This is a genomic window from Fibrella aquatilis, from assembly GCF_017353255.1.
Classification (GTDB): Bacteria; Bacteroidota; Bacteroidia; order Cytophagales; family Spirosomataceae; genus Fibrella; species Fibrella aquatilis.
This window is the reverse complement of the sequence record NZ_JAFMYU010000005.1, coordinates 290,786-315,166: the sequence shown is the minus strand read 5'-3', so window position 1 is coordinate 315,166 and position 24,381 is coordinate 290,786. Positions and strand designations below refer to the sequence as shown.

12 protein-coding genes are annotated in these 24,381 nt (G+C 55.3%); all 12 read right to left on the bottom strand.

The genetic code is table 11. The features are described from left to right. Nucleotides 1-14: 14 nt before the first annotated feature. Entirely contained in the window at nucleotides 15-599 is a 585-nt protein-coding gene (locus tag J2I48_RS09020) for a hypothetical protein (protein ID WP_207335086.1), read from the bottom strand. After that, nucleotides 596-1,219 carry an RNA polymerase sigma factor gene (locus J2I48_RS09015; RefSeq protein WP_207335085.1) on the bottom strand — a complete coding sequence of 208 codons (624 nt, stop codon included), beginning with the start codon at nucleotides 1,217-1,219 and terminating at the stop codon, nucleotides 596-598. Before J2I48_RS09015 ends, J2I48_RS09020 begins: the two co-directional genes overlap by 4 nt. 102 nt (nucleotides 1,220-1,321) lie before the next feature. Beyond that, nucleotides 1,322-2,074 carry a M48 family metallopeptidase gene (locus tag J2I48_RS09010; RefSeq protein ID WP_207335084.1) on the bottom strand — a complete coding sequence of 251 codons (753 nt, stop codon included), beginning with the start codon at nucleotides 2,072-2,074 and terminating at the stop codon, nucleotides 1,322-1,324. Between the two features lie 172 nt (nucleotides 2,075-2,246). After that, the gene (locus J2I48_RS09005; RefSeq protein WP_207335083.1) at nucleotides 2,247-3,032 is read right to left on the bottom strand and encodes a M48 family metallopeptidase; all 786 of its coding nucleotides are present in this window, start codon (nucleotides 3,030-3,032) and stop codon (nucleotides 2,247-2,249) included. 294 nt (nucleotides 3,033-3,326) lie between these two features. Next, nucleotides 3,327-6,056, bottom strand: a complete 2,730-nt coding sequence (locus J2I48_RS09000; protein WP_207335082.1) for a TonB-dependent receptor — start codon at nucleotides 6,054-6,056, stop codon at nucleotides 3,327-3,329. A gap of 224 nt (nucleotides 6,057-6,280) precedes the next feature. Then, the gene (locus J2I48_RS08995; RefSeq protein WP_445451883.1) at nucleotides 6,281-9,661 is read right to left on the bottom strand and encodes a VCBS repeat-containing protein; all 3,381 of its coding nucleotides are present in this window, start codon (nucleotides 9,659-9,661) and stop codon (nucleotides 6,281-6,283) included. 263 nt (nucleotides 9,662-9,924) lie between these two features. Further along, nucleotides 9,925-13,425 carry a VCBS repeat-containing protein gene (locus J2I48_RS08990; protein WP_207335080.1) on the bottom strand — a complete coding sequence of 1,167 codons (3,501 nt, stop codon included), beginning with the start codon at nucleotides 13,423-13,425 and terminating at the stop codon, nucleotides 9,925-9,927. A gap of 148 nt (nucleotides 13,426-13,573) precedes the next feature. Continuing rightward, nucleotides 13,574-15,145: a RagB/SusD family nutrient uptake outer membrane protein gene (locus J2I48_RS08985; RefSeq protein WP_207335079.1), complete on the bottom strand. Its 1,572-nt coding sequence runs from the start codon at nucleotides 15,143-15,145 to the stop codon at nucleotides 13,574-13,576. 20 nt (nucleotides 15,146-15,165) lie between these two features. Next, nucleotides 15,166-18,267, bottom strand: a complete 3,102-nt coding sequence (locus J2I48_RS08980; RefSeq protein WP_207335078.1) for a SusC/RagA family TonB-linked outer membrane protein — start codon at nucleotides 18,265-18,267, stop codon at nucleotides 15,166-15,168. A 399-nt stretch (nucleotides 18,268-18,666) separates the two neighbouring features. Then, a complete protein-coding gene (locus J2I48_RS08975) occupies nucleotides 18,667-22,149 on the bottom strand; it encodes a VCBS repeat-containing protein (protein WP_207335077.1) in 3,483 nt (1,160 codons plus the stop codon). Between the two features lie 35 nt (nucleotides 22,150-22,184). Further along, nucleotides 22,185-22,757, bottom strand: a complete 573-nt coding sequence (locus J2I48_RS08970; protein WP_207335076.1) for a hypothetical protein — start codon at nucleotides 22,755-22,757, stop codon at nucleotides 22,185-22,187. A 110-nt stretch (nucleotides 22,758-22,867) separates the two neighbouring features. Further along, a complete protein-coding gene (locus tag J2I48_RS08965) occupies nucleotides 22,868-24,364 on the bottom strand; it encodes a RagB/SusD family nutrient uptake outer membrane protein (RefSeq protein WP_207335075.1) in 1,497 nt (498 codons plus the stop codon). Nucleotides 24,365-24,381: the final 17 nt, after the last annotated feature.

The following is a 24,381-nucleotide window of genomic DNA, read 5'->3' as shown; positions in this document are numbered from 1 at the left end:
AGCGTTGAGAAGGATTAGTGAACATGATTGTCGGTGGTTAGCTCCTGGCTAAGCCGATCAAGATAAACCTGGAGGGCTTCGTCGCTTTCAAACAAAAGCCCATCGCTGCTGCCTCCTGTAACGGTTAGGGCAGCATCACTCGCTACCCGTCCGTAGGCCATAGCCACGTCGGGCAGGCGTTGTTTCTGGAAGTAGTAGGCCGTCTCCCGGATCGCCATAATAGCTTCATCAAGAGATAGTTGCAAAAAAGATACGAGCCGTTTCATACGCATAATGGGTACCGATGTGGGAGCCAGCGCATCGCGGCTGAGAGCGTCCAGCGTCTCGGCCGAAAAGCCCGTCTGCTCCGTTTGCCAGTCGGGCTGGGTACCAGCCAGCCGGGCCTGTAGGTGTTGGCCAAGCGTAGGCGAAAGGGGCGCAATCTGGAGTTTTTCCAGGATTCGCTGCTCATAGAAATGAGGCAACGTGGCCGACGGTCCGCCCACCAGCAGGTAGTCTACCAGGCGGGTGGTGGTATCGTCAGACAGTTCCGTAAGGGGGTCGGCATCGGCCAGCCAGGTTCGCTGAAGGGCAAAGGCAAGGGCATCGGAGGTGATCATAGCATGGCAATTTTTGGGGTGTGTTGGGCAAACCAGCGGGCAACGTGCTGCCTGATGCGGTAGAGCTTCACTTTCAGGTAATCGTTGGTAAAGCCGAAAAGCTCGCCCAGGGCATCGTAGGTGTAGCCCTGCGCCCACAGCAGCAGCAGTTCCCGGTCGCGGTCGGGCAGGGTGGTCAATGCCCGTTTCATCTGCCCGATCCGTTCCTGCTCATCGGTGGGGTCAGTTCCGTCAAACCAGGTATCAAGGGTGTCGCGCTGCTTCAGCAGTGGTTCGTCGTCATCGTCAACAGATTCCAGCTGTTCCAGCGGCACATGAAGTTTTATAGACTGGCTTTTCTTTCGCAACGCATTGTGAACCAGGTTAATGAATATTCGTAGCAGGTAGGCGTCCAGCTTCATTTCGTCGTTGAACACCAGTTCGCCCGCGTCTATTCGCCGCAGCAGCACCACAAATGTTTCGCTGATCAGGTCGGCAATATCCTCGTCGGAAAAGGCACCAAAGCGGCGAGCATAGCCGACCATCCGATGCTTGCTTCGCCGGAGCAACTCGTTCCACGTTTTCGGATCACGTTGCCCGATCAGTGCTACGGTTTCGCTGAATGGCCTGGGTGTGTTCATAACCTGCCGGTGAGACCTTCTCACCCTATGTTGGTATATGTCGGAAGATACCGCCCGGTTATCACCTACCCTGCTTTTTTTTCGTAAAACACCATTTTGGTCCTACCTCAGCCCATCGCGGCGGGCGCGGTCGCGTACGCGGGCGGCCCTTTTCTGGCTGTCGGGGTGACTCGAAAGCACTTCCAGGGTGCCTCCACCACCCAGTTTGGCCAGTTTTTCAAACGAGGTGGCCAGCGCCAGCACACTGTATCCGTGGCTTTTCAAGAATCCGTAACTATAATCATCGGCCTCAGTTTCTTGCTTCCGGCTAAACTTAGCCCCGTATAGCCCGTCGGCAAGGCCTGCTAGTTGAGACCTCGATAAACGCCCCAAGACGCCATTCGTTGAGGCAAGCCCGTCGCGCAGAGCCGCCCGGCGTAGGCTGCTCTTCATGGCGTCGCGGGTATCGTGGTTAACCACGTGGCCCATTTCGTGGCCAATCACGGCAATCAACTCACCGTCGGTCATAATGTCCATGAGGCCCTTGAACACCCGTACGCTGCCATCGCCGGCGGCAAAAGCGTTTACATCTTTCACCAGGTACACTTTGTAGTTGACCGGAATACCGCTGATGGTGCGGTGCCGGGCCACAATACGGTTCAGCCGTTGCGTGTAGGGGTCGTTGGGACCCGCCACGGGGCTTTGGGCATCCATTTGTTGCACCCCCTGCCGTGAGTACTCGGCCACCTGCGCGTCAGACAACGTGATGGAACCAAGTCCTTCTAAAATAGCCTGACCCAGACCGCCTTGTGCCTGCGCAACAAAGGTGGCAGCTGTGAAACATAGGACCAGTATCGGGGTTGAAAAGCGTTTCATGATCTGTGTAGGTTAGTTGACTAAAGCCGCCGCACAACTTATGGACGTTTATCTATTGACTAACTATAGAGCGGAGGGTTTAAACGAGTTGGTAGTTTGTAGTTGGTGGTTTGTAGTTGCTTCGCGCTCTTAGTATTTAGCGCGAAGCAACTACAAACCACCAACTACAAACTTATTTCACCAGGCCATCCTTCTTGGCCTTTTCCCGGACTCGTTCGGCGCGTTTGCCGCTGTCGGGGTGGCTCGACATAAGCTTATCCAGGCCATTGCGGTTGTCTTTACCCTCGCTTAGTTTCTGCAATTTCTCAAAGGCCGAGGCCAGCGCCAGCACGTCGTAGTTGTGGCTTTTGAGGTAGTTGTAGCTAAACTCATCGGCTTCGCTTTCCTGCTTCCGGCTAAACGACGCGCCCACCATGTCGCTGGCAAAGCCACCAATGTCCGACCGGGCAATCTGCCCCGCAGCCCCCGCCTGTGAGCCTACGCCCGTGCGGATGGCCTTCCGTTTTAACGACGACCGCATGGCGTCGCGCGAGTCGTGGTTGATGACGTGACCAATCTCGTGACCCATCACGCCCAGCAGTTCATCGTCGGTCATGAGGTCCATGAGAGCCGAAAACACGCGAACGCTGCCGTCGGCGCAGGCAAAGGCGTTGACGTCGGTAACTTTATAGACTTTATAATTGAGTTTTACGCCGTCGATCTCCTGGTGATCTTTCACAATCTTGGCCAGCCGTTTGGCGTAGGGATCGCTGGGGGCGGCAATAGCGTTGTGTTCGTCCATCCATTTCACCCCCTGCCGGGCGTAGTCGGCCACCTGTGCGTCGGTGAGCGTGGCGGCACTGATCGCGTTGGAGCCGGCCTTCATCATTTCTGAATTGACCCGGATGCCGCCAAATTGGGCAAACGTCAGGGCAGGAGCCAGCAATAGGCCCATCGCCGGTACATACAGTCGTTTCATCGTTGAGTATGCGTTAAACAAATAGCTACAAAATCACCCGATTTTGTAGACATACTTAACGCGAAACGAATTGGATGTGTTTTGGGGGGTCGTAAGTCTGGGAAGTCCTGTGTTGTGTTGCTTCGCTAGCTAGGCCCCGCAGCGGCGGACCGTCTCGACTGCGCTCGGGTGACAACAACCTTGACTCAACTCAGTGAACTTGACTCTAGTAGCCTGTCACCCCGAGCGCAGTCGAGACGGTCCGCCGCTGCGGGGCCTAGCTAGCGAAGCAACACAACACAGGACTTCCCAGACTTACGACTTGCCTAGCAACGACACCAGCCGGACAAAGTAGAAGGCACCGTTCATGCCCATTTGCACGGGGGCATACTTGAATACGCCGAAATAGCTGTTGCCGTAAGCCTGCTGATCGGGGTATACGTTTAGCAGGTTATTAGCCCCGGCGGTGAGCGTGAGGGCCGGGCGCAACGTATACGACAGCGACAAATCCGTGACCACTTTTCCGCTGAAGGTCTGCACCGGGCCGTAAGGAAAGCCGTTGCGCGTGGCCTCGCCAAAGTAGACGTTGGCCAGGGTTACGCCGAATTTGGTGCCGGTGAAATTCAGCAGCAGGTTGATCTTCTGCCGGGGATTCACTACCTCGATCAGGCCACGTTCATTGGGGCTGAAAAAAACATCTTCCTGTCCCGCCAGCCGCGTCGGTAAATTGAACTGATCGTCGGCTTTGGTGCGGTTAAAATTGCCTGATAATGTGGTGGTTAGCCGCCCCGAGCCGAGGTTTGTGCTGTGGTTTACGACCACGTCGAGACCCTGTGTGGTGGTGTTGATGGCGTTGGCAAAGAACCGGGCCCCGTCGGCCTGGAAGGGCAGCAACAATTTTTGGATAGCAGCCACGGGTTCGCCGAAGGGGGTGAAGCCAAACAGGCCTGTAAGCACAATCCGGTTTTCGACCCGAATCCGGTAGGCATCTACCGAAATGCTCAAGTTGCTGACGGGCCGCAGGGCTAGGCCCAGGCTGATGTTTTGCGAGGTTTCCTGTTTCAGTTTCGGGATGCCCAACGCCTGGGCCACGGGCGAATCGTTGGTAAAGATGCCGCTGTTGCCCAGCAGGCCGTTGGTGAGCAATGTAGTGCTGACGTAACTGAAATGCTGCTGATGCAGGCTTGGTGCCCGGAAGCCCGTACTGAACGCGCCGCGCAGGTTGATGCCGTCGGTCAAGGTCAGGCGTGAGGCCAATTTGTAGTTGAACGTGCTGCCAAAATCGGTGTAATTCTCGAACCGACCAGCGGCTTCAACCAGCCATTTTTTGGTGATCTCCAGTTCGTTATCGCTATAGATAGCCACGTTGCTACGGCCAAACGTACCGGCGTTGGCGGGCGTGAAACCAGGAAACGACTGCGCCCCACCCGCCAGGCCGCTTGGGTTCGACACCGTGCCGCTGGCGGGGTCTGTCACGAAGCCGTAGTTACGCCAGCTTTCTTCCTGCCCCGCCCGAATCCGGTACTGCTCGGCCCGAAACTCGGCCCCCAGCGCCACGTTGAGGCCGCTGGCTACACCCGTCAGGTAACGGGCAAAATCGAGATTGACGGTGTTCTGCGTGAAGGCATGCCCCCCCGCCTGAAACGACGTGGGCGATTTGGCCTGCAACGAGGCGTTGACGGTATTGGTGATATCGAAATCGAAGCGGTTGTTGCCCAGCGTGTTGCTGAGGTCCATCTGCCACTCGCCCAGTTTATAGCGAAACCCCACCGCCAACGACCGGTCCTGAATGTCAGAGCCGGTGTTGGGCTGGAAGCCATTGGGGAAAATAGAGTAGACCATTTGGCTCGCACTGCTGGGCAACCGGCGGAAGCCATAGCCGGTACCACGCCGGTAGTTGTAGCCACCGAAAGCATAGAATTCGCCTTTTCCGCCTTTCAAGGGTAGGCCCAGGTTCAGAAACGTATTAACGTTGCGGATGCCGGCATCGCCCACGTGGAAGTTGAAATCGTCGCGGTTCAGGCCTTTTTGCTTCAAAACCTGGTCATCCAACGCCCGCGATTTGGCCGCGTCGGCCCCATTATCGCCCGCGAAGGGGTAGGCAAAGTAGTAGTCGTTGGCGCTCTGGTCGAAGATAATTAGGTCGTTATTCTGGGTGCGGTTGGTGCTGCCCCGGCCGTAGGCTTCGAGCGACAGGTTAATGAACCCGCCATTTCGGCCCAGGTTGGTGCCATAATTGGCGTTGTATTTCAGCAGTTGACCATCGCCCTGTTTCGTGGTGCCGCCCGTGAGTTGCTGCTCGAATTGGCCCGTATTTTTCTTTAAAATGATGTTGATTACCCCCGCAATGGCATCCGAGCCATACTGTGCCGACGCTCCGTCGCGCAGGATTTCGATGCGCTCAATGGCCGCCGTTGGAATGGCGTTGAGGTCGGTGCCCACGGTGCCGTTGCCGAAGGTGCCCTGGTTGTTCAACAACGAAGTAGTGTGCCGCCGTTTGCCATTAATTAGCACCAGCGTCTGGTCTGGTCCCAACCCGCGCAACGATGCTGGGTCGATGTGTTCAGTACCGTCAGACGAGGTTTGGCGGTTGGACTGAAACGACGGCGCGATGTAGGTAAGTAGCTGATTCAGATCGTTTTGCGGCAACGTGCGCTGCAACGTTTTCACGGGTAGCACATCCACAGGAACGGCTGAGGTGAGCACGGTGCGGCTGTTGCTCCGCGAACCAACCACCACCACGGCGTCGAGGTCGGTGTTGCCGGGTTGTAGCATGATGCGTATCTCCGTCTGACGAGCCGTAACGGTGTATTCCTGCGCCTGGAAACCCACACTCGAAAAGGTCAGCACAGCACCCGGATTCACACGAATGCCAAAGCGGCCATTGGCATCGGTAGCCGTGCCCGTACCGTTTCTGACGGTGATGTTCACACCCGGTATGGGTTGGTTAGTGTTGGCATCGGCCACGGTGCCGCGCAAGTCAATAGACTGTGCCTGAAGCAGTAAAGCGCTTAGCAAGCAGCATAGCGTAAGGATATATTTCATAAACGGTTGTATTGGTGAAAGCGCAAAAGTACGCCCCAACACAGAAAATGTGGGTTTTGCGGTTGAGAGGAGGCGATTTGTGTTGGTGGCGTATTGCTGACGCCTAGCCCTTCGACAGGCTCAGGGTGACAGGAAACCTGATATAGGTCCTCGAACTGATTCAAGGTCGTTGTCACCCTGAGCCTGTCGAAGGGCCAGGCGTCAGCAATACGCCGCCAAACTATCTATTTACCCCGAAACACCTGAACGCGGTCGTTATTGCGCCCGACGAGCCACTGAGGTCCGTTTTTGCCCCGCGCCTGCACTATAGACCGCACCTCACCCGACAGTAGAAAGCCCGTTTGAGTGGGTGGGAGCGCCGTGAATAGTAAACCCTTGGGGCCACGGTCGTTGCGCAGCACCAAGCCCATACTGGCATCGTAGCGGCCCTGATACGGGGCCACGCCGTAGAAATTACCGCCGCCCAGCAGGTCCATATCGCCGTCGTGGTCAATGTCGGTGGGGAGCAGGGCAAAAAGCTTAGACACCTGCGCCATCAGTGGTAGCGGTTGCACAGTGAAATGGGGCGTGGCTTTTCCATCGTTCAGCAAGAGCACCGAAGCAAATTGATCAACCGTTTTGATATCGGCATCGGCGAGGTCGTCGGCGGTGAAAATCTGGGCCATGGTCTTGCCCGCCATGCTGCTGTAGGGCACGTAGCGCTTGTTGATTACACTCGGCATTTGTTTGCCCAGTTCGTCTTTGGTGCCCACCGGAAACCAGTCGTCCAGGTTGCTGCCTCGGTTGTAGGCCAGGATTGATTCGGTAGTTTGGTTCTTATCCACGTCCTTCACCCACATTCGCAGTTGCCCATCCGGCGATTTGCGGAGCTTGGTGTTCAGGCCCAGATTACCTACCGCCAGGTCTACGTCGCCGTCGTTGTCGAAGTCGGCGGCGGTGATGCACTGCCAAAGTCCGCGCATGGGCGTTTCACCAAAAGGGGCTTCCAGTTCGTGAAAATGGCCTTTTTGGTTCAAAAATGCCCGTGGTGCCATCCAGTCGCCGGTCACGATCAGGTCGGGTTGGCGGTCGTGGTTAAGGTCGGTCCAGACGGCGTCGGTGACCATACCCGCCTGACGGAGACCGGAGACCAGGGCATCGGTTTGCACCGAAAAATGCCCGCGACCGTCGTTGATAAGCAGGTAGGAGTCGGGCGTTTGGCCGTAATGATTAGGCACCACACGACCACCCACAAACAGGTCCAGATCACCGTCGGCATCTACGTCGGCGGGACGAACACAGCTTTTGTTGCCGGGCAGGGAGGGCAGCGGGGCTTTGCTGAACTGCCCGCTGCCGTTGTTCAGGTACAGCCGGTCTTGCAAGGGCGGGTCTTGGCCCGAAAATTCATTGCCTCCCGCCACCACATACAAATCCAGATCGCGGTCATTGTCGGCGTCGAAGAAGGCGGCGTCAACGTCTTCGGCTACCGAATCGGCGGCAATGACGGGCTGGCGTGACGCTACAAACCGACCGTCGGGCTGTTGCAGCAGCAAGCTTCCCGGCACATCGCGCGCCCCCCCGGCGTAGACATCGTCGAGGCCGTCGCCGTTCACGTCGCCCACGGCCAGGCGGGGGCCTTCGATAGACACCTTAAACGGCATCAGCGACTCGCGGGCGAAGTCAAGGTAACGGGTATTTTCGCGGTGTCGATATGGTATGCGGGTAGAATCGGTTTGGGCGAAAAACAATCTTGGCGATGCCGGAAGGCCGATTGTATAACCCCGCCCGTCGAGTTTGGCATCGTCCTGTTTCAACGTCAAGACCTGATTCATGGCCACCTGCGTACGCACTTCCATGCGTTGGTCGGGCCAGATTACAATCAGCGAATCGACCATGTTGCGGGTGCCCAGCCCAAACAGCAGCCGCGGCTCTACCGACGACATAAACCCCCGCGTGGGCATCAGTTGCTGCACTTGCAGGCTGTCTGCGTAGCGCAAAATCACCTTGGCCCCTACTCCGGCGGTGTTGGCATTGTTGCCCCGCAGGCTCAGGGTCAGGTGGGTGTGCTGCGGGAAGAGGGTCGTGGCCCCATTTTGATGAATCCGGGCGGATTCGTTTAGGTTGTTGGTAATCAGATCCAGATCGCCGTCGTTGTCCAGGTCGGCGTAGGCGGCTCCGTTGGCGCAACCCGCTTCGGCAAAGCCCCAGGCAGCCGATTTGTCGCTAAACCGCCCTCCCGCCCCACCCCGAAACAGGTAGCTTGGCACCCGCCCGTCGGGCATTTTTTCGATGGCTTTCCGCAGAAATTCGGGCGAGTTGGCCATGGCCTGCTGCACTGAATCATTCGACACGTATTTGACGTAGTCGAGGTCGTTAGGGCGGCGGGCAATGCCGTTGGCAATAAACAAATCGGTTTGCCCGTCCAGGTCATAATCGGCCAGCAGCGGCGACCAGCTCCAGTCGGTAGCGGCCACACCCGCCAGCGCGGCAACGTCCATAAACCCCCGCCCTTGTTGGTTGATTTGCAAACAGTTACGGCTATACTGATTCATATAGCCGTAGGCCAGCTTATACTGGTAAATGTCGTACGGGTCTTCCCCCGCCGACGACTTTTCTACCCGTTCATCATCGGGATACATGTCGAGCGTGATGAGGTCGGGGTAGCCGTCGTGGTTGATATCGGCGGCGTCGCTACCCATCGAAAACCGGCTGGTGTGGCCTAGCTGCTGGGGTGCTTCGTTGGTGAAATGCCCGTGTTGATCGTTCAGGTACAAATAGTCGTCTTCGTGGAAATCGTTCGAGACGTAGATATCTTCCCAACCATCGTTGTTGTAATCAGCCACGGCCACGCCTAGTCCATACCCCATGGGCGCCATAAACAAGCCCGATTTGGTGGTCACATCGACAAAGCGGCGGGTCTCCTTACTTGTGCTGCTGCCCTGATTCTCAAACAGATAATCTCCCGCTGACAGGTCTTTTTGGGTGCGGGCCGCGACTTTATCATACGACCGGACAGAATGCACCGCGTGGTTGAGCAAAAAGCAGTCGAGGTCGCCGTCGTGGTCATAGTCGAAGAAGGCCGCCTGGGTGGAAAAGCCTGCAAAGGCCAGCCCGTAGGCTTCGGCCTGTTCGGTGAAGGTGGGCACCCCATCAGGGCCATTGCCCTGGTTGATGTAGAGTTCGTTATGGCCTTTAGTGCCCCGAAACTGGCTCACGGCACAAACGTAGATGTCAAGAAGACCATCGCCGTTGACGTCGGCCATGGTCGTACCCGTTTGCCAGTCGGCCTGCCCCGCCACAGCAGCTTCGGCTGTAATGTCTTGGAAATGAATAAGTTCTCCTTTCTTCGTTTGATTCAGGTACAATTTATTCGGCCCCTGATTCGCTACAAAATAAAGATCCGTCAGCCCGTCGTTGTTCACATCCCCCGCCGATACGCCCCCGCCGTTGTAGAAATAGAGGTAGTCGATGATGTTCAACTGCGGCGTTTCCACTACCCGGTTCACAAACCCCACCCCCGTTTGCGTTGAGTCGAGCGAGGTAAAGAGGGGTGGTTCAGTAGGCGCGGTTGTGCAGCCCCAGCTAGTGATGAGGAGGAGGAGAGGGATATATCTATATCTGATGATCAATGAGTTATAGTTTTGGTTGGTCGGGGGAATTGCTAGATGGGTTGCTGACGCGCGTGGCTTCGCGCTACGTGCCCGGACGCGGGACCGCCCTCGACTGCGCTCGGGGTGACAGGACATTTGAACAAGTTTCTTAAGATGATTCAACGTCGGTGTCACCCCGAGCGCAGTCGAGGGCGGTCCCGCGTCCGGGCACGTAGCGCGAAGCCACGCACGACAGCAACCTCCAGCGCGTAGCCACTCGCGCCACGCCCATCCCCGCATCATCGCACCGAAAACGTCCGCAGCGGACCGTTACACTGACCGATGAGCAACATGTTACCTACACGTTTGGCATCGCGGACATCGCCGGTGATGAAGAGACCGGTCTGGGCGGGGGGCACGGTTTCGAACTGGAAAGCACCCTTGTTGCGAAGCAGCAGGCCGTGGTTGGCATCTACTTTACCGAGGCGCAGGCGGAAGTAAGAATTGTTGCCCAGCAAGAGCAAATCACGCTTCCCGTCATGGTCGAAGTCCTCCGCCAGAATGCTACATACGGGGGCCTCCTGCGCCGACTGCGGCAACGCGTGGGGCACCAACTCGCCGTTTTTATTTTCCAACACCAATGTCCTCAGCTCACTAATCCTCTCCTTATGAGCCTGTTGCAGCACCGACTGATCGAAAAACTGATCGATGGTGGCGGTGGAGTAGGCAGCGTAGGTGGTGAATGTACGACGGAGGCTCGTGACCTGATCACCCACCTCATCGCGAGTATAGGCGGGATACGATTTGCCCTGGATGAAGTAATTCATAAAGCAATCGACGGTGCCGTTTTGGTCGAAATCGTCGTAGACCATCGTGGCGGGTTCAGCCTCGGTGGCGTGGAACTGCGTGTTCTGGCCCAGGTTACCCACAATTAGATCCTCATCGCCATCACCATCCAGGTCGGCCTTTTCGATGCGGTTCCACCAACCGCACAAGCTGTTTGGCTGTTTATCTGTTTGTTTGTTCGGCTGTAGTTGGCCTTTGCTGTTGTGTAGTACCGTGACGGGCATCCATTCGCCAACAATAATAAGGTCGGGCCAGCCGTCGTGGTCGAGGTCGGTGGTGGTGGCGTCAGTAACAAGGCCGAGTTGACCCAGCGATTGTGGGGTGAAGTGGGCTTTGCCGTCGTTGATGAGCAGCCGACTTTCTTCGGTGAGCGGGAAGCGGTTAGGTCGCACGTGGCCACCCACAAACAGGTCCAAGTCCCCGTCGCGGTCGGCATCAAAGGCCACTACGCACGAGCCGTTGAGCTTGTCTTCGGGCAGGGGCGCGGGGGTCAGCTGCCCGTTTTGGTTTAGCCAAAGCTGGTCCTGCAAGGTGCCGAAATCGCGCAGGTTGTAGGCCCCGTTCACCACAAACAGGTCGGGCCGTTTGTCGCCGTTGAAGTCGGCGATCACGGCGGCGGTGTTCTTGCGATGCGCCGTATCGGGTAAAGAGCGGAGAGCGAAGGGCGGAGCGCGAAGAGCGGAAGGAGAAGTAGCCGTTTCATCGCTTGCCCTTTGCTCTACTCTCTGCTCTCCGCTCACCAGCAATGCACCCGGTTTCTCAGGGGTACCACAGACAAACACGTCGGGGGTTCCGTCGCCGTTCACATCGCCCACGGCCATGCGCGGACCCGTGTAGGAATACTGCATGGGCAGCATCTGTTGCCGCTCGAAATCATTAACGGGCGCGATGGTGTGGGTGTAGGGAAGGGAGGAAAGGGGGATAGGAGAAAAGGAGGAACGGATAGTAGCTATTAAGCTTGTAATCTCTTTACTGGCCTGTGCGTAGTCTGCTATGAACACCTGATCTGGCCCGGCTTTCATACCTGTTAAAACACGTCCATCGGGCCAGCGTACCTCAATGCGTACTCCTTTTTCGGCATCGGGCAGGCCAAATAGCAGGGCGTCGTGGCTGCTGGAGAGGTAGCCACGGGTGGGGTAATATTCCTGCGTCTGGGTCTCGCCCGCCTGCGTGACCGTCACCGTGGCGCCAATGCCAAACGGGTTGCCGACGGGGCCTTTTAGCCTAATTTTTAGGTAATGACCCTGTTCCTGTTCGCGTTGGGTGTTGCGGTAAATTCGGGAGGGTTCGTTCAGGTTATTGGTAATCAGGTCCAAATCGCCGTCGTTATCGAGGTCGGCATAAGCGCAACCGTTCGAGCGCGTGTTTTCGTCGAAACCCCACGCTAATTGCCGGTTTTGAAACGCCACACTATCCGGTTTCGGGCCGCCCACATTTTGGAAAATATAATTTTTGGTGGGCGTAGAAGGCATCTGCTTCAGCTGCTCTAGCATACTCGTGCCGGTGCGCATTTCTTCTTCGTAGCTGATGTATTTCGTAAAATCGGCGTTGGTCAGGTCGCGCCCAAGTCCGTTGCTCACAAACAGGTCTTTACGCCCGTCGAGGTCAAAGTCGGCCAGCAGGGCACCCCAGCTCCAGTCAGTGGCCGATACCCCCGCCAGTTGCCCCACCTCTCGGAAACGACCGGCTATTGCTCTATGCTCTCCGCCCTCTGCTCCCTGCTCATTTATCTGGAGCATATTCCGCATGTTCTGGTGCCAGAAACCATTTTTCAGCTGCGCCTGATACACCTGCCAGTTGTCGGGCCAGATGAGCAGTTTCTGCCGGGCGTTGTCTTCGGGCAACATGTCGAGCGTGAAAATGTCGGTCAGCCCGTCGTTGTTCACGTCGGCAATGTCCACGCCCATTGCTGAATACGATGTGTGGTTAATCCGCTCCCGCAGTTCATCGCGGAAAGCGGGACCCGCCTTTTTTGGTAGCAAATCTGAACGGGTTATTTCATCCCTGCCACGCTGATTGATATACAGATAATCATCTTCCACAAAATCATTTGTTACGTACACGTCGGGCCAGCCGTCGCCGTTCACGTCGCTGACCGATACGCCCAGCCCAAACCCCAGCGGGTTGCCCTTGATGCCCTCAGCCTCAGAGACGTCGGTGAAAAGCGTGGAGCGTGGAGCAGAGGGCGGAGGGCCAGAAACAGGGTCTGTCAATTCTATGCTCCCTGCTCCGCGCCCTACGCTCTTCGCCCTCTGCTCTACGCTCATGTTCCTAAACAGCTTATCGCCCGCGTTGTAGTCGCGTTCGGCACGCATGACGGCGGCTTCTTTGCGCTGGTAGTTTTTCAGGTTGTGGTTAATCAGAAAGCAATCCAGATCACCGTCGCGGTCATAGTCGAAGAAGTTGGCCTGCACCGAATAACCCGAATCGTCGAGGCCGTATTCGTGCGCCCGTTCGGTGAAGGTGGGGGTGACGCCAGCCGTGGTTCCGGAAGCCCGAACGCCGTTGTTGATAAAGAGCTGGTTGCGCCGTAGCGAGTCGGGCCGCATGCCTGAATAGCAAACGTAAATATCCAGCCAGCCGTCGGCGTTGACGTCAGCCAGGGTCACGCCCGTTTTCCAACCGCTCTTGCGCCCTGCCACACCTGCCTGAGCAGTAGCATCGGTAAATTTCAGCGGCTGTCCAGTTTCTGTTTTATTAATGAATAGTTTATTATCTACTTGATTACCAGTAAAATATAAATCGACTTTGCCATCGTTATTAAGATCACCCGCGGCTACGCCTGCACCGTTATAGAAGTATTCAAACGATAATATATTCTCTTGCTCAGTCTCGGTAAGTTGGTTTGTAAATGCCACACCCGTTTGGGCTGGATCTGTCTTTTCAAACAACGTATTGCCATTTCGGCAACCAAAACAAGTGAGTATAAGTAGGAGCGTTACGGCCAGTTTCATAGGTACGTAAAGATACAAAATTGTAGGGGTGGCCCATAGTGGCCGCCCGCACTCAGACCGAAGGGCCGCTGTTTTGCGCGATGGCATTACAGGCGGCCCTTCGGTCCGAGTGCGGGCGGCCACTATGGGCCACCCCTACAAATAATCCTTAGTACCCTGGGTTTTGCTTCAGGTTCGGGTTGCTGTCAAGCGCGCGTTGGGGCAGGGGGAACAGTACCGCCGTGTTGGGCGATTTAACCGCCCGCTGATCAACCGGGTTCAGGAACGTGCCAAAACGAATTTGGTCGTTCCGGCGCCAGCCTTCCCAATACAACTCGCGACCGCGTTCGGCCAATAGTGCCGTTAGGTCAACCGTGGCCAAAGCCGTGGCTTTGCGCGTGGTGCGCAGGTTGTTTACGATACCAGCTGCCGTTTGGCCCTGTGGGTCTGTGCCGCCGCGCAAAATCGCTTCCGCTTTCATCAGCAGCACGTCGGCATAACGCAAGAACACGTAGTCGTTGGTTGGGTTATCACGCTCGCCCGCTTTGGGGAAGTACTTGATCACCCGAATACCCTTCGGCTCCAGCGCATAGGCAATGTTAATGTCAGGCGTAAACACCAGCGGGTTACCCGACCGGTCGCGGATGGGGCGGCCGGTGTAGGCGTTGGTTTGCTGCCCCACCAGGAAGCCTGCCGTTACGTCTTTGCCGTTGATACCGCCCGGAATAGCTGCCGCACGACGACCGTCTGTGGCCTCGAAGCTGTTGTAGAAATCACCCAGGGTGGTAAACCCGTTCCAGCCGTTCACACCCAGTGAACTTGAGTCCTGGTTGTAGTGAGTGGTCATGAAATACCGGTTCCGCACGTTACCCGGCTGACTGGCCGAGGTGTTTACAATCGTGAAAATCAACTCCTTCGACCGTGAATCGTTCTCCCAGTGGAAGTTGTCGAAATAGTTGGGCGTCAGAGCATATTTACCCGATGCAATCACCTGATTGGCGAAATAGATCGACGAGTCCATGTCGGCTTTGGCAAACGTGTAAGGGCCTGCCGCGTTGGCCACATCCTGGTTATACACCGCACGGTTCAGATACACTTTGGCCAGCATCGTAGCCGCTGCGTTTTTCGTAGCCACGTTTGGTGCCGTAGCGCCCGAATTGTTGAATGCGCTACGCAAGTCGCTGATCATCAGGTTAGTGGCTTGCTGACGTGTATACACCCTAGGGTTGGCATCGGCCGCATCGGTCACTTGCCGGAAGGGCACCTGGCCATACAAATCGACAATGTAGAACGTGTAGAAGGCCCGCAAAAACGAGGCTTCGGCCTTTTGCTGGGCGGTGGCGCTGGCAATAGACAAGGCCTGCGTAGCCCGGAAAGCACCCCGGTTCAAATCGTCCCAGGTGCCAATTACCTGCGGGTGGAACGCGTCCCAGTTGTGCTGGTGCAGTTTCCGCCACTGGCCAAAGTCATCCCAGTCGGTACCGCGCGTGGGTCCGAGCATTTCGTCAGACGGGTGCTCTTCCATGGCGTAGGTATTGCCCTGGTTTGTGGCAATGTCGTTGAGGCTAGCGTAGGCACCGGCCAGGCTACTAGCCGGGTCGAGGGGTACGCTCGTGGCCGATGCTTCCGTCGACGATAGCTGGCCAAAGACCTTATCATCGAGGTTGGTGCAACTCGCCAAACCGGCCAGCAGGGTCACGCCGAGCAGGCCAATTGTTTGCTGTTTAGTTGAGAATGTCATGGTTGTTGAATGAAATAAGCTTAGAAGCCCACGTTCAGGCCGACCGTCACGGTGCGGGCGGTGGGGTAAGGCGTGTAGTCAATACCCAACGACGGAATGTTGTTGTAGTATTTCACCGTGTTCACATCTGGGTTCAGCCCCGTGTAACCCGTGAAGAGCAACAGGTTCTGCCCAGCTACCGATACGCCCAGGGTCTTGGCAAAACCACCCTGCGGCAGGTTAAACGAATAGCCAATGCTGGCGTTCGTCAACCGAACGAAATCACTCTTCTCCAGGAAGCGCGTCGACACGGCACCTGAGTTCAGGCCGTTTTCGGGCGAACTAGCCACGTCGGTCAGCACGTTACGACCGTTCTTCAGAGCACCTTTCAGGAACAGGGCGTTGGCCGTGTTGTTGTAGATGAACCCACCAAACTGACCGTTGAAGAACAGGCTGGCATTCCAACGACCAAACGTGAAGTTGTTGGTCAGGCCCAACCGCATTTTTGGTAGTGGGCTACCGTGGATGGTCGACGCACCGTTGTCAGCATACGTGGCAAAGCCGTTGCTGTCGAAACCCGTGAACGTGGGCAGGATAAACGAGAAGATAGGATAGCCATCCTGAATCGTTTGGGCATAAGCACCCGACAGACCCTGACCGTTGATGCCGCCGGTTGGTACAGTCGTTCCAAAATTCCGTACCGTATTGTTCAGGAAAGTCATGTTATACAACACTTCCCAGGTTAGCTTCTGCGACTGTACGGCCTGGTAGTTCAGGTTCAACTCCACACCGGCGTTGATGATCTGACCCGGCAGGTTCACCCACTGGAAGTTCACCGGCGCGGGCTGCGCGTAGAACACCTGGAACAGCGTGTTCGACACCGACTTGTGGAAATAATCGACCGAACCACCCAGACGACCTTTCAGAAGACTGAAGTCAATACCAGCGCCAATCGTTTCGTTTTGCTCCCACTTCAGGTTCGGGTTGGGGTTGTTCAACTGCGTAGTCGACCCGTTTGAGTTGTAATTGAAGATGATCTTCGACGCACCACCCGCAAAATCCTGGTTGCCCGTTACCCCGTAGTTGACGCGCAGTTTTAGGTCGTCGAACACGTTCTTAGGCACGAAGTTCTCTTGCGATAACCGCCAGGCCACAGCCACCGACGGGAACGCACCGTACTTGTTGTTAATCCCAAACCGGCTTGAACCATCAACGCGCAACGTACCCGTTACCAGGTACTTATCGTTGATGTTGTAGTTCACCCGACCGAAATACGACTGCAATTCGTTCTGGCTCCGCGACGAACCGCCACCGAATGACGTGCGGTTGTTGGCATTGGCCGCCCCGATATTGTCAACGTAGCTGATCTGGCTTTCGTCGAAGGGGAAGTTACCCGCCGCCACGTAGCTGCCCTTGTTCTGGAAAATCTGGTACGAGAAACCGGCCAGGGCGTCGAGGCTACCAGGACCTAATTTCCGGTTGTAGTTCAGGGTGTACTCAACCAGACGCGACGTGCGGGCTGTGTTCTGGATATAAGCAGCACCACCCAGTCCCGTCGTGTTGTCGCGGAAGATGTTTACGTTGGCCAGGCCCGGAATGATGGCCAAGTTAAACTGTCCGTTCAGCCGTGAGTCGAGGGAGGTCTGCCGGTTCGAACTGCTGTTGTCGATACCGAAGTTGGCCTTCGCCGACAAGCCGTCGATGATTTTCCAGGTTACGCTGGCGTTGGCTAGCGTACGGTTGGTTGTGCCCCGGTCATTGTTGTAAGCCAATACGGCTGCTGGGTTCCGGAAATCACCGCCAGGCTGGAAAAACGAACCGTCGGCGTTGGTAACGGGGTAGGTTGGGTTGGCCTGAATGGCCGCACCGATGAGGTTACCCTGGAAACCCGCGTTGTCGCCGTTCAGGATATAGCGGTCGTTCAAGCCCGACGTCGTCGCGTTCAGGTCGATAATCACTTTATCGTTAAACAATTCGTGCGAGGCATTAATCCGACCCGTGATCCGCTGCTGCGACGAGTTGCGCACAATACCCTGCTGATCCTGGTAGCCCAACGAGAGGTAGTAACGCGTATCCTGCGTACCGCCGCCAAAACCGATGTTGTAAATCTGCGATACACTGTTGCGCAGGATTTGGTCTTGCCAGTTGGTGTTGCTTTTCTGGTTCACCGCACCGCTGATGTCGCCACCAGCCGCTTGTACACCCGACAAAAAGGCGGGAGCATCCAACACGTTATACCGCTTCAGGGCACCCGAAAACGCCGTCGAGGCCGAAAACGACAGGCTGTTTGAGCCAGCGCGACCCTTGCGCGTGGTAATTAGTACTACGCCGTTGGCCCCCCGCGAACCGTAGATAGCAGCTGCTGAGGCATCTTTCAATACCGAAATGTTCTCGATGTCAGCCGGGTTCAAAAACGCAAGCGGGTTACGCGCTGCCGATGAGCCACCACCAAAATCTGGCGTACCACCCGCGCTGTTGTTAGGGTCACCGTTGCTGGGCGTACCGTTGTCCAAGGGCACACCGTCTACCACAAACAGGGGGTTGTTACCACCCCGCAACGACGACGTACCCCGAATCTGTATATTGATGGGTGCACCCGGCTCACCGCTCGACGGTGTAATCTGCACACCGGCCACCCGTCCCTGCAAGAGTTGCTCTGGCGAGGAAATAACCCCTTTGTTGAAGTCCTTCGCGCCGATTGACTCGACTGAACCCGTTACGTCTTTCTGACGCTGACTGCCATACCCTACCACGACTACTTCGCTTAGGGTTTTGTTGTCTTCAGCCAACGCCACGTCAACAGTTTGGCGGTTGCCTACGGCCACCTCCTGCGTTACATAGCCAATAGAACTAAACACCAGGGTAGCACCCGACCCTACGTTTGTTATTCTATATTTCCCATCGACATCAGTATTTGTGCCACGGGTCTGGCCTTTTACCTGTACTGTTACACCAGGCAGGCCGATGCTGCCGGCTCCGTCGGTTACTTTTCCGGTTACAGCTGCCTCCTGCGCGAAAGCCGCCGAAGTGCTAAGCATGACGACAAACGCAAAGGCCGTCCATAGGTTCGCAAACCGGGTCAGTAGCCCTTTAGGGGGGCCATAAGCCGGTCGACCTACCGTTGAGTAGGATTTGTTCTCCATAAGATGTTGACTTGATAAAACTGGTTAATAAAGGCCAAGCACTACCTTCCCCTACAGATTATCAAAATAAATCAACCCAACATCGCTCACTCTGATACTGAACATATTACCATTCATAGCGTTGAGAATTGACTCATTCTAATTTGTAGTTAGACAAAGCAGGCTTAGTCGATAGGGCAAATTACAAGATTAGAATCGAAAAATTCAAGATTTTTAACATATCAACTATACTGCAACTCACTCGTTTTGAGCAGAATAGTACAACTGTAGGTAAAGATACTGCTATAAAAAAGGACCCACACCATTTGTGTAGGCCCTAACACTGAGGCGATTGAGCTATGAGAGAAGTGGCTCTATTCAGCTTGGGAACCAATGTAGCCCTGCTAGTGAAATCCTTTTTTAATTCACTTTAAATAACGTAGGCTGGGCGTTATTGATCAGATTTAAGAAGTAGGGCAGTTTATTAATCGCCAACGGAGCTATCTGCTTCACCTCGCCATTGGTCAGGTAGCCGCTCTCATTACTGGCCACCACCCGGAAACTACCCCCCTTTTGCCCTAGCAACACCAGCCCCTGACAGGCATCGATCATGCCAAGCTGCGGGGTGAAGTGAGTGAAATTGCCCCCCAGTAGCACGTCCGTACGGCCATCGTGGTTCAGGTCCTGGCAGGCAATGGCATTTACGCAGGTCATCTGTACGGCGGCGGGCAGGTCGTGCACGGCAAAGTGGGGGGCGGCTCCTTCTTTCGCATCATTGATGGCTACAATAGAGCGCCGGTAGGTGACCGCTTTGTTCTGCCCGGCATTCAGCACGTCGGGTGGGAACAGGTCCTGCAACGTTTTGGTAGCGTAGTCGCTGTGCTTTAAAATCTTGGCTTTCAAAAACGGAAACTGCTCGGCCATTTCGCGCTTCAGAAATACCGGCACATCGCGCCCGTCGATGGTTTTAGTCATGATCTTATCAAGAATGCCATTCTTGTCGAAATCATTGACCCACAGTTTCAGCGGGTGCTCAGCGTCGAAGCTAAGCGAGAAATTTTCACCTATGTTACCTATTATCAGGTCGTTATCGCCATCACCGTCTACGTCGGTGGGGGCTACGCTACCCCAGAAGCCAGTCAGGTCGCTTAAGCCCGTGTTACTCAGTTTACTGAATTTGCCATTGGTATAGCTGAACACCTGCGGTCCCATCCAGTCGCCCACAATAACTAGTTCGGCGCGACCATCGCCGGTGAGGTCGGTCCAGACGGCATCGCGCACCATGCCCAGGTCTACCAGTTCGGGGGCCACGCGGCGGGTCACGTTGGTGAACTCGCCCGCGCCGTTGTTCTGGTAAATAAAGCTCTGTGGACTCACGCCATATTCGCGGGGGTAGCTGCGGCTCCCTACAAAGAGGTCCAAATCACCATCGCTATCATAATCATAGGGAATACCGACAGCTGTGTTCATACCACCGGGCGGCAAGGCCCGGCTGTTGAAAGTGAAGTTGCCTTTGCCGTCGTTCAAGTAGAGCCGGTCCATTAGCTCCCGCGACGCGGCAGGTACTTCATTGCCCCCACTGCCCACATATAGGTCCAGGTCACCGTCGTGGTCAGCATCGAAAAACTGGGCGGCGGTGTCTTCAAAGCCACTTAGTTCGGCAAAAATGGCCTGTTTTGATTTGGTAAAACCGGTGCCTGTTTGCAGGTAAAGTTGTCCGCCCTGTCCTTTGGCACCGCCTATATACACATCCTGCCGACCGTCGCCGTTGACGTCGCCTACCGCCGCCTTCGGCCCTTCCGATGAAAGCTTCATGGGCAGATTCCGTTCGCCAAAGAAGTCTTCGTACTTATCTTCCACATGCGCGTCAAATGAAGCCGAAACAGGCATCAGCAGCGCAGGTTGAGCCTTTTTAGTTACGGTAGGCAACCCAGCTACAGACCTTGCACCAGCGTGGGCCAGAGTCAGTGTATTACCAATTTTGGGCGCTTTTACCACCGTAACGCGGTCATCAAACCAGGTCACCCGCACCGAGTCAATTTGCTTTATGGCACCCAGGCCAATGGTCTGCACGTATTCGGTGCTCGATTGAAACCCGCGCGAGGGAGCAATGTAGCGGCTCATGTCCTGCCCCCCGGCAAACACCTCAATTTTAGAACCGATGGCATAAGTGTTCTGCCCATCACCCTGAAGTGTTACCTTTAAAAAGCCGTTGCCCGATGCCTTTTTCTCGGCATGGTTCTGATATACAAAACAGGGCTGGTTGACATTGTTGACCACTAAATCCAGGTCGCCATCATTATCGAGGTCGGCATAGGCGGCTCCGTTCGAGAAGGAAGGTTCGGCCAGGCCCATGGCTTCGGCATTTTCAGCAAAGCGCAGGTTCCTTTGGTTCTGGAAAAAACAGTTCGGAACAGGCCGCGAGGGCATGTTTTTCACAATCTCATCGAACTGCTTCTTCTCGCCCGACAGCACCATTTTTTGCGCTAACTCATTGGCAAAGAAGTCAATAAAGTCCTGGTCAATCACATCGTTGTAGATGCCGTTGCAGACAAAAATGTCGTTGAAGCCGTCGTTGTCGGCATCGAACAGCAGAGCGCCCCAACTCCAGTCTGAGGCGGCCACCCCGGCGTAGTTGGCAATCTCGCCGAAGGTGCCGTTTTGGTTGTTGAGTTGCAGGCAGTTTTGCTGAAGCTGGCTGTAAAAACCCTTATCCCGCTTCAGATTGGCCACATAATGATTCTCGAACGAGGTAGTGGTCTTGAGTCGCTTCTCGTCGCGGGGCAACATTTCGGTGGTGAAAATCTCGGCATAGCCATCGTTATTAACGTCGGCCATGTCGGCACCCATCGAGGCGATGCTCAAGTGTTTCATCCGCTGCTCGATCTCTTCTTTGAATCCGGTATGCCGCCCGGTCGCATCGTGCTGATTGATGTAGAGATAATCCTTCTCAAAAAAGTCGTTTGATACATACACGTCGGGCCAGTTATCGCCGTTCACGTCGCCGATGGTCACGCCCAAACCAAAGCCAATCAGGCTGCTGTAGACGTTTTCCTCCTTTGTTACGTCAACAAAGAGCGGTTGCGCCGGTGCCACGCGCGGATCTGACAGCATCGCTTTGGGCTCTTTACTCTCAGTTCCTACCTCTTGGCTCTTGGCTCTTGGTTCTCGGCTCTGCTCTACGCTCATATTACGCATGAGTTTGTCGCCGCCCCCTTTCAGGAAATCTTTCACCGGCCAGTCCTCGGCCCGCAGGTCGCGGTTGTTTTCGTAGTTGAGCGTGTTGACGGGTATAAAGCTGTTGTTGAGAATATAACAGTCCAGGTCGCCGTCTTTGTCATAGTCGAAAAAGGCCGCGTGGGTAGTGTAGCCATCTTCGTCAAGCCCATAAGCCTTGGCCTGTTCCTTGAAAACGGGCAGGCCGTCGGGGCCGTTTCCCTGGTTGATATATAGTTCCTTGCGCTGATCGACGCCCTTCTGGTAGCCGGCATAGCAGACGTAGATATCGAGCCGCTTGTCATTGTTGATATCGACCATCACTACGCCGGTACCCCATTTACCGTTGCTGCCCACGCCCGCCTTCTGGGTAATGTCGTCGTATTTCCACGACCCTTTGTTTAGATACAGCTTATTCGACCCCATGTTGGAGGTGAAAAAGATGTCCGACAAACCATCGTTGTTGATATCGCCAATGCCCACGCCTCCCCCATTGTAGAAGTTACGGTAGTTGAAAATGTTAAAATCAGCCCGGTTTTCGACCTTGTTCTGGAACGTGACACCAATGGCCTCATTGTCCATTTTTTCAAACAGCGTGTCGGTCTTTTTATTGGAACAGGCTGTAGCAACAAGCAACCAAAGGGGCAGTAGTCTGACAAAAACGCGGGTATTCAAAAACTGATTCATAGGCTAGTTACAAGTGGCACGTAGGCAGGCCAAAGTCAATACAGTAATGAGCGGGAAGCTCCGCCCTGCATGATGAGTTGTGGGCGTTTGTAAACGAGCAAGCCTTCCAACCGTTGCCAGGTGTTGGCATCGCGCAGGGTATTAAAGTTACCCACCTTTCCCGACAGCCGAATCACTATTTTCTGATCCGACAGTGCTTCAATGGTCACCTCACCTGCCGTCATCACAAAGCCATCGCCAGTGCGCAGTTTGCGGTCGCGAACCCGGCCAATCATGACGCTGCCCGCTACCTGGTTATCCACTTGAATGGTACGTTTGATGGGCTTTTCAACAAATAGGTTTTCAGCATTAAGGGTCAGGATTACGTTGCTCTCAAACTGATCGAACAGATTCATTCTGATGGCATTGGGGGCAATAGTTACTTCTCCTTTGAACCGGCTCTCGTCAGGGTAGAAGTCGGTCCCGTTCATTGTAACGATGAACTTGGCCTGACCATTGGTCAATGAATCATAGATTGCGTCGGCGTCGGGTGGCGCGGTGCAGGCGCTGAGGAATGGGATAATCAGGAACAGACTACCTATAAAACGCATGGCGGTGGGCATTAGCATAAATCAACTTTATAAGGCTCTCAGGATTGTATAGGTTTCGGGTAGTGCGTTAAAATGCAAAAAGGCTCGCCAGAGCGAGCCTTTTTGGTACTTGGTAACATCACTCGATCTTAATACCCGTTGTTTTGCTTCAGGTTTGGGTTCGACGTGATAGCGTCAGATGGAATGGGGAACAACACGGTTCCTGGATCTTTGCGGTCAACGCCCGTACCCGTCAGGTACTTGTTGAAGCGAACTTCAACCGTGCGCTTGCCACCCTCCCAGTACGTCTCGCGGCCAATCTCGTCGAACATCACGTCGTCGGTCAGGGCTGCCAGCGCAGTGGCCTTGCGCAGCGTGCGCAGTGCGTTTACTTGCGCCAAGGCACCAGCCGCATCGCCACCGCGCAGGGTTGCTTCGGCCTTCATCAGGTAGGCATCCGCATAGCGCATCAGGATGTACTTACCGGCATCGGCAGGGTGGTACTTAATTACGCGAATACCTTTGTCGGTAGGCGTACCAGCCAGCGTGATGTCACGCGTGAAAACCAGCGGCTTTTTCGAACGGCTATCAGTGATCGGTGCCCCCTTGTCGTCATACTGCTGACCAATCAGGAAACCACGGCTGATACCTGAGTAATTAGTTCCGTCTTTTTTAGCAGGAACACCCTTACGCACGTCGTTTGCTTCAAACTTATCATAGAAATCGGCCAGCGTAGCAAAGCCATTCCAACCCGATGGGTTCTGGTCGTAGTGCAGGGTCATATACCAGCGGTTTTGGGCCGTGCCCTCGGGGCTGGTGAAGATGATCTCGTTTTTACCAGTGGCGGTATAGGTACCGTAGTAGTCTGAGTTCAGTTTGAAACCAGCCGCCGTGATGGCGTCTACGTATTTCGCCACCTGATCCATATCCGCTTTGGCGTGGGTGAACGTACCTTCTGCGCTGGCGGCCGTGTAGACTGCTTTATTCAAATACAACTTGGCCAACAGAAAGTTAGCAGCAGCTTTTGACGCAAATGAATTCTCGCGGTTAGCAGGAACGGCTTCGGGCAAACCGGGCAGTGCTTCCGTCAGGTCTTTCACGATGAAGGCAAATGCTTCAGCCCGTGTTTTCACCTTTGGGTTGTCGTTTACACCTTCGGTAACTTCCCGGAAGGGCACCTGACCCCAGTAGTCCATCACGTGAAACATGTTCCAGGCACGTAGGAACTTAGCCTCGGCCATGGGCTGAGCAGCGGGGTTGGCAGCAATGATCTGCGTGCATTTGTATACCCGCTGATTCAGTTGGTTCCAGGCACCCAACACCCACGAGTGCGTGGCATCCCAGGTGTGCTGATCAAGCGTACGCCATACGCCATTATCACCCCAGTCAACGCCCCGCGTTGGTGGAATCATTTCGGCGGTAGTGTGCTGACCCAGCGAGTAAATGTTGGCCTGATCTGTGTAAGCGCCCAGGTCAATATAGGCGGCCTTCAACGATTCTACTACATCAATTTTAGGAATACTGCCATCCGACTTGACGATTATAGAGTCTTTGTCTTGTACTACCAGGTCCGTGCAACCCGACAAGGTTGCCAGCGTAACGCTCATACCAAGCGTCAACAGATTAATTGTCCCTCTCTTGTTCATTGGTTTTAGTGTTTGGC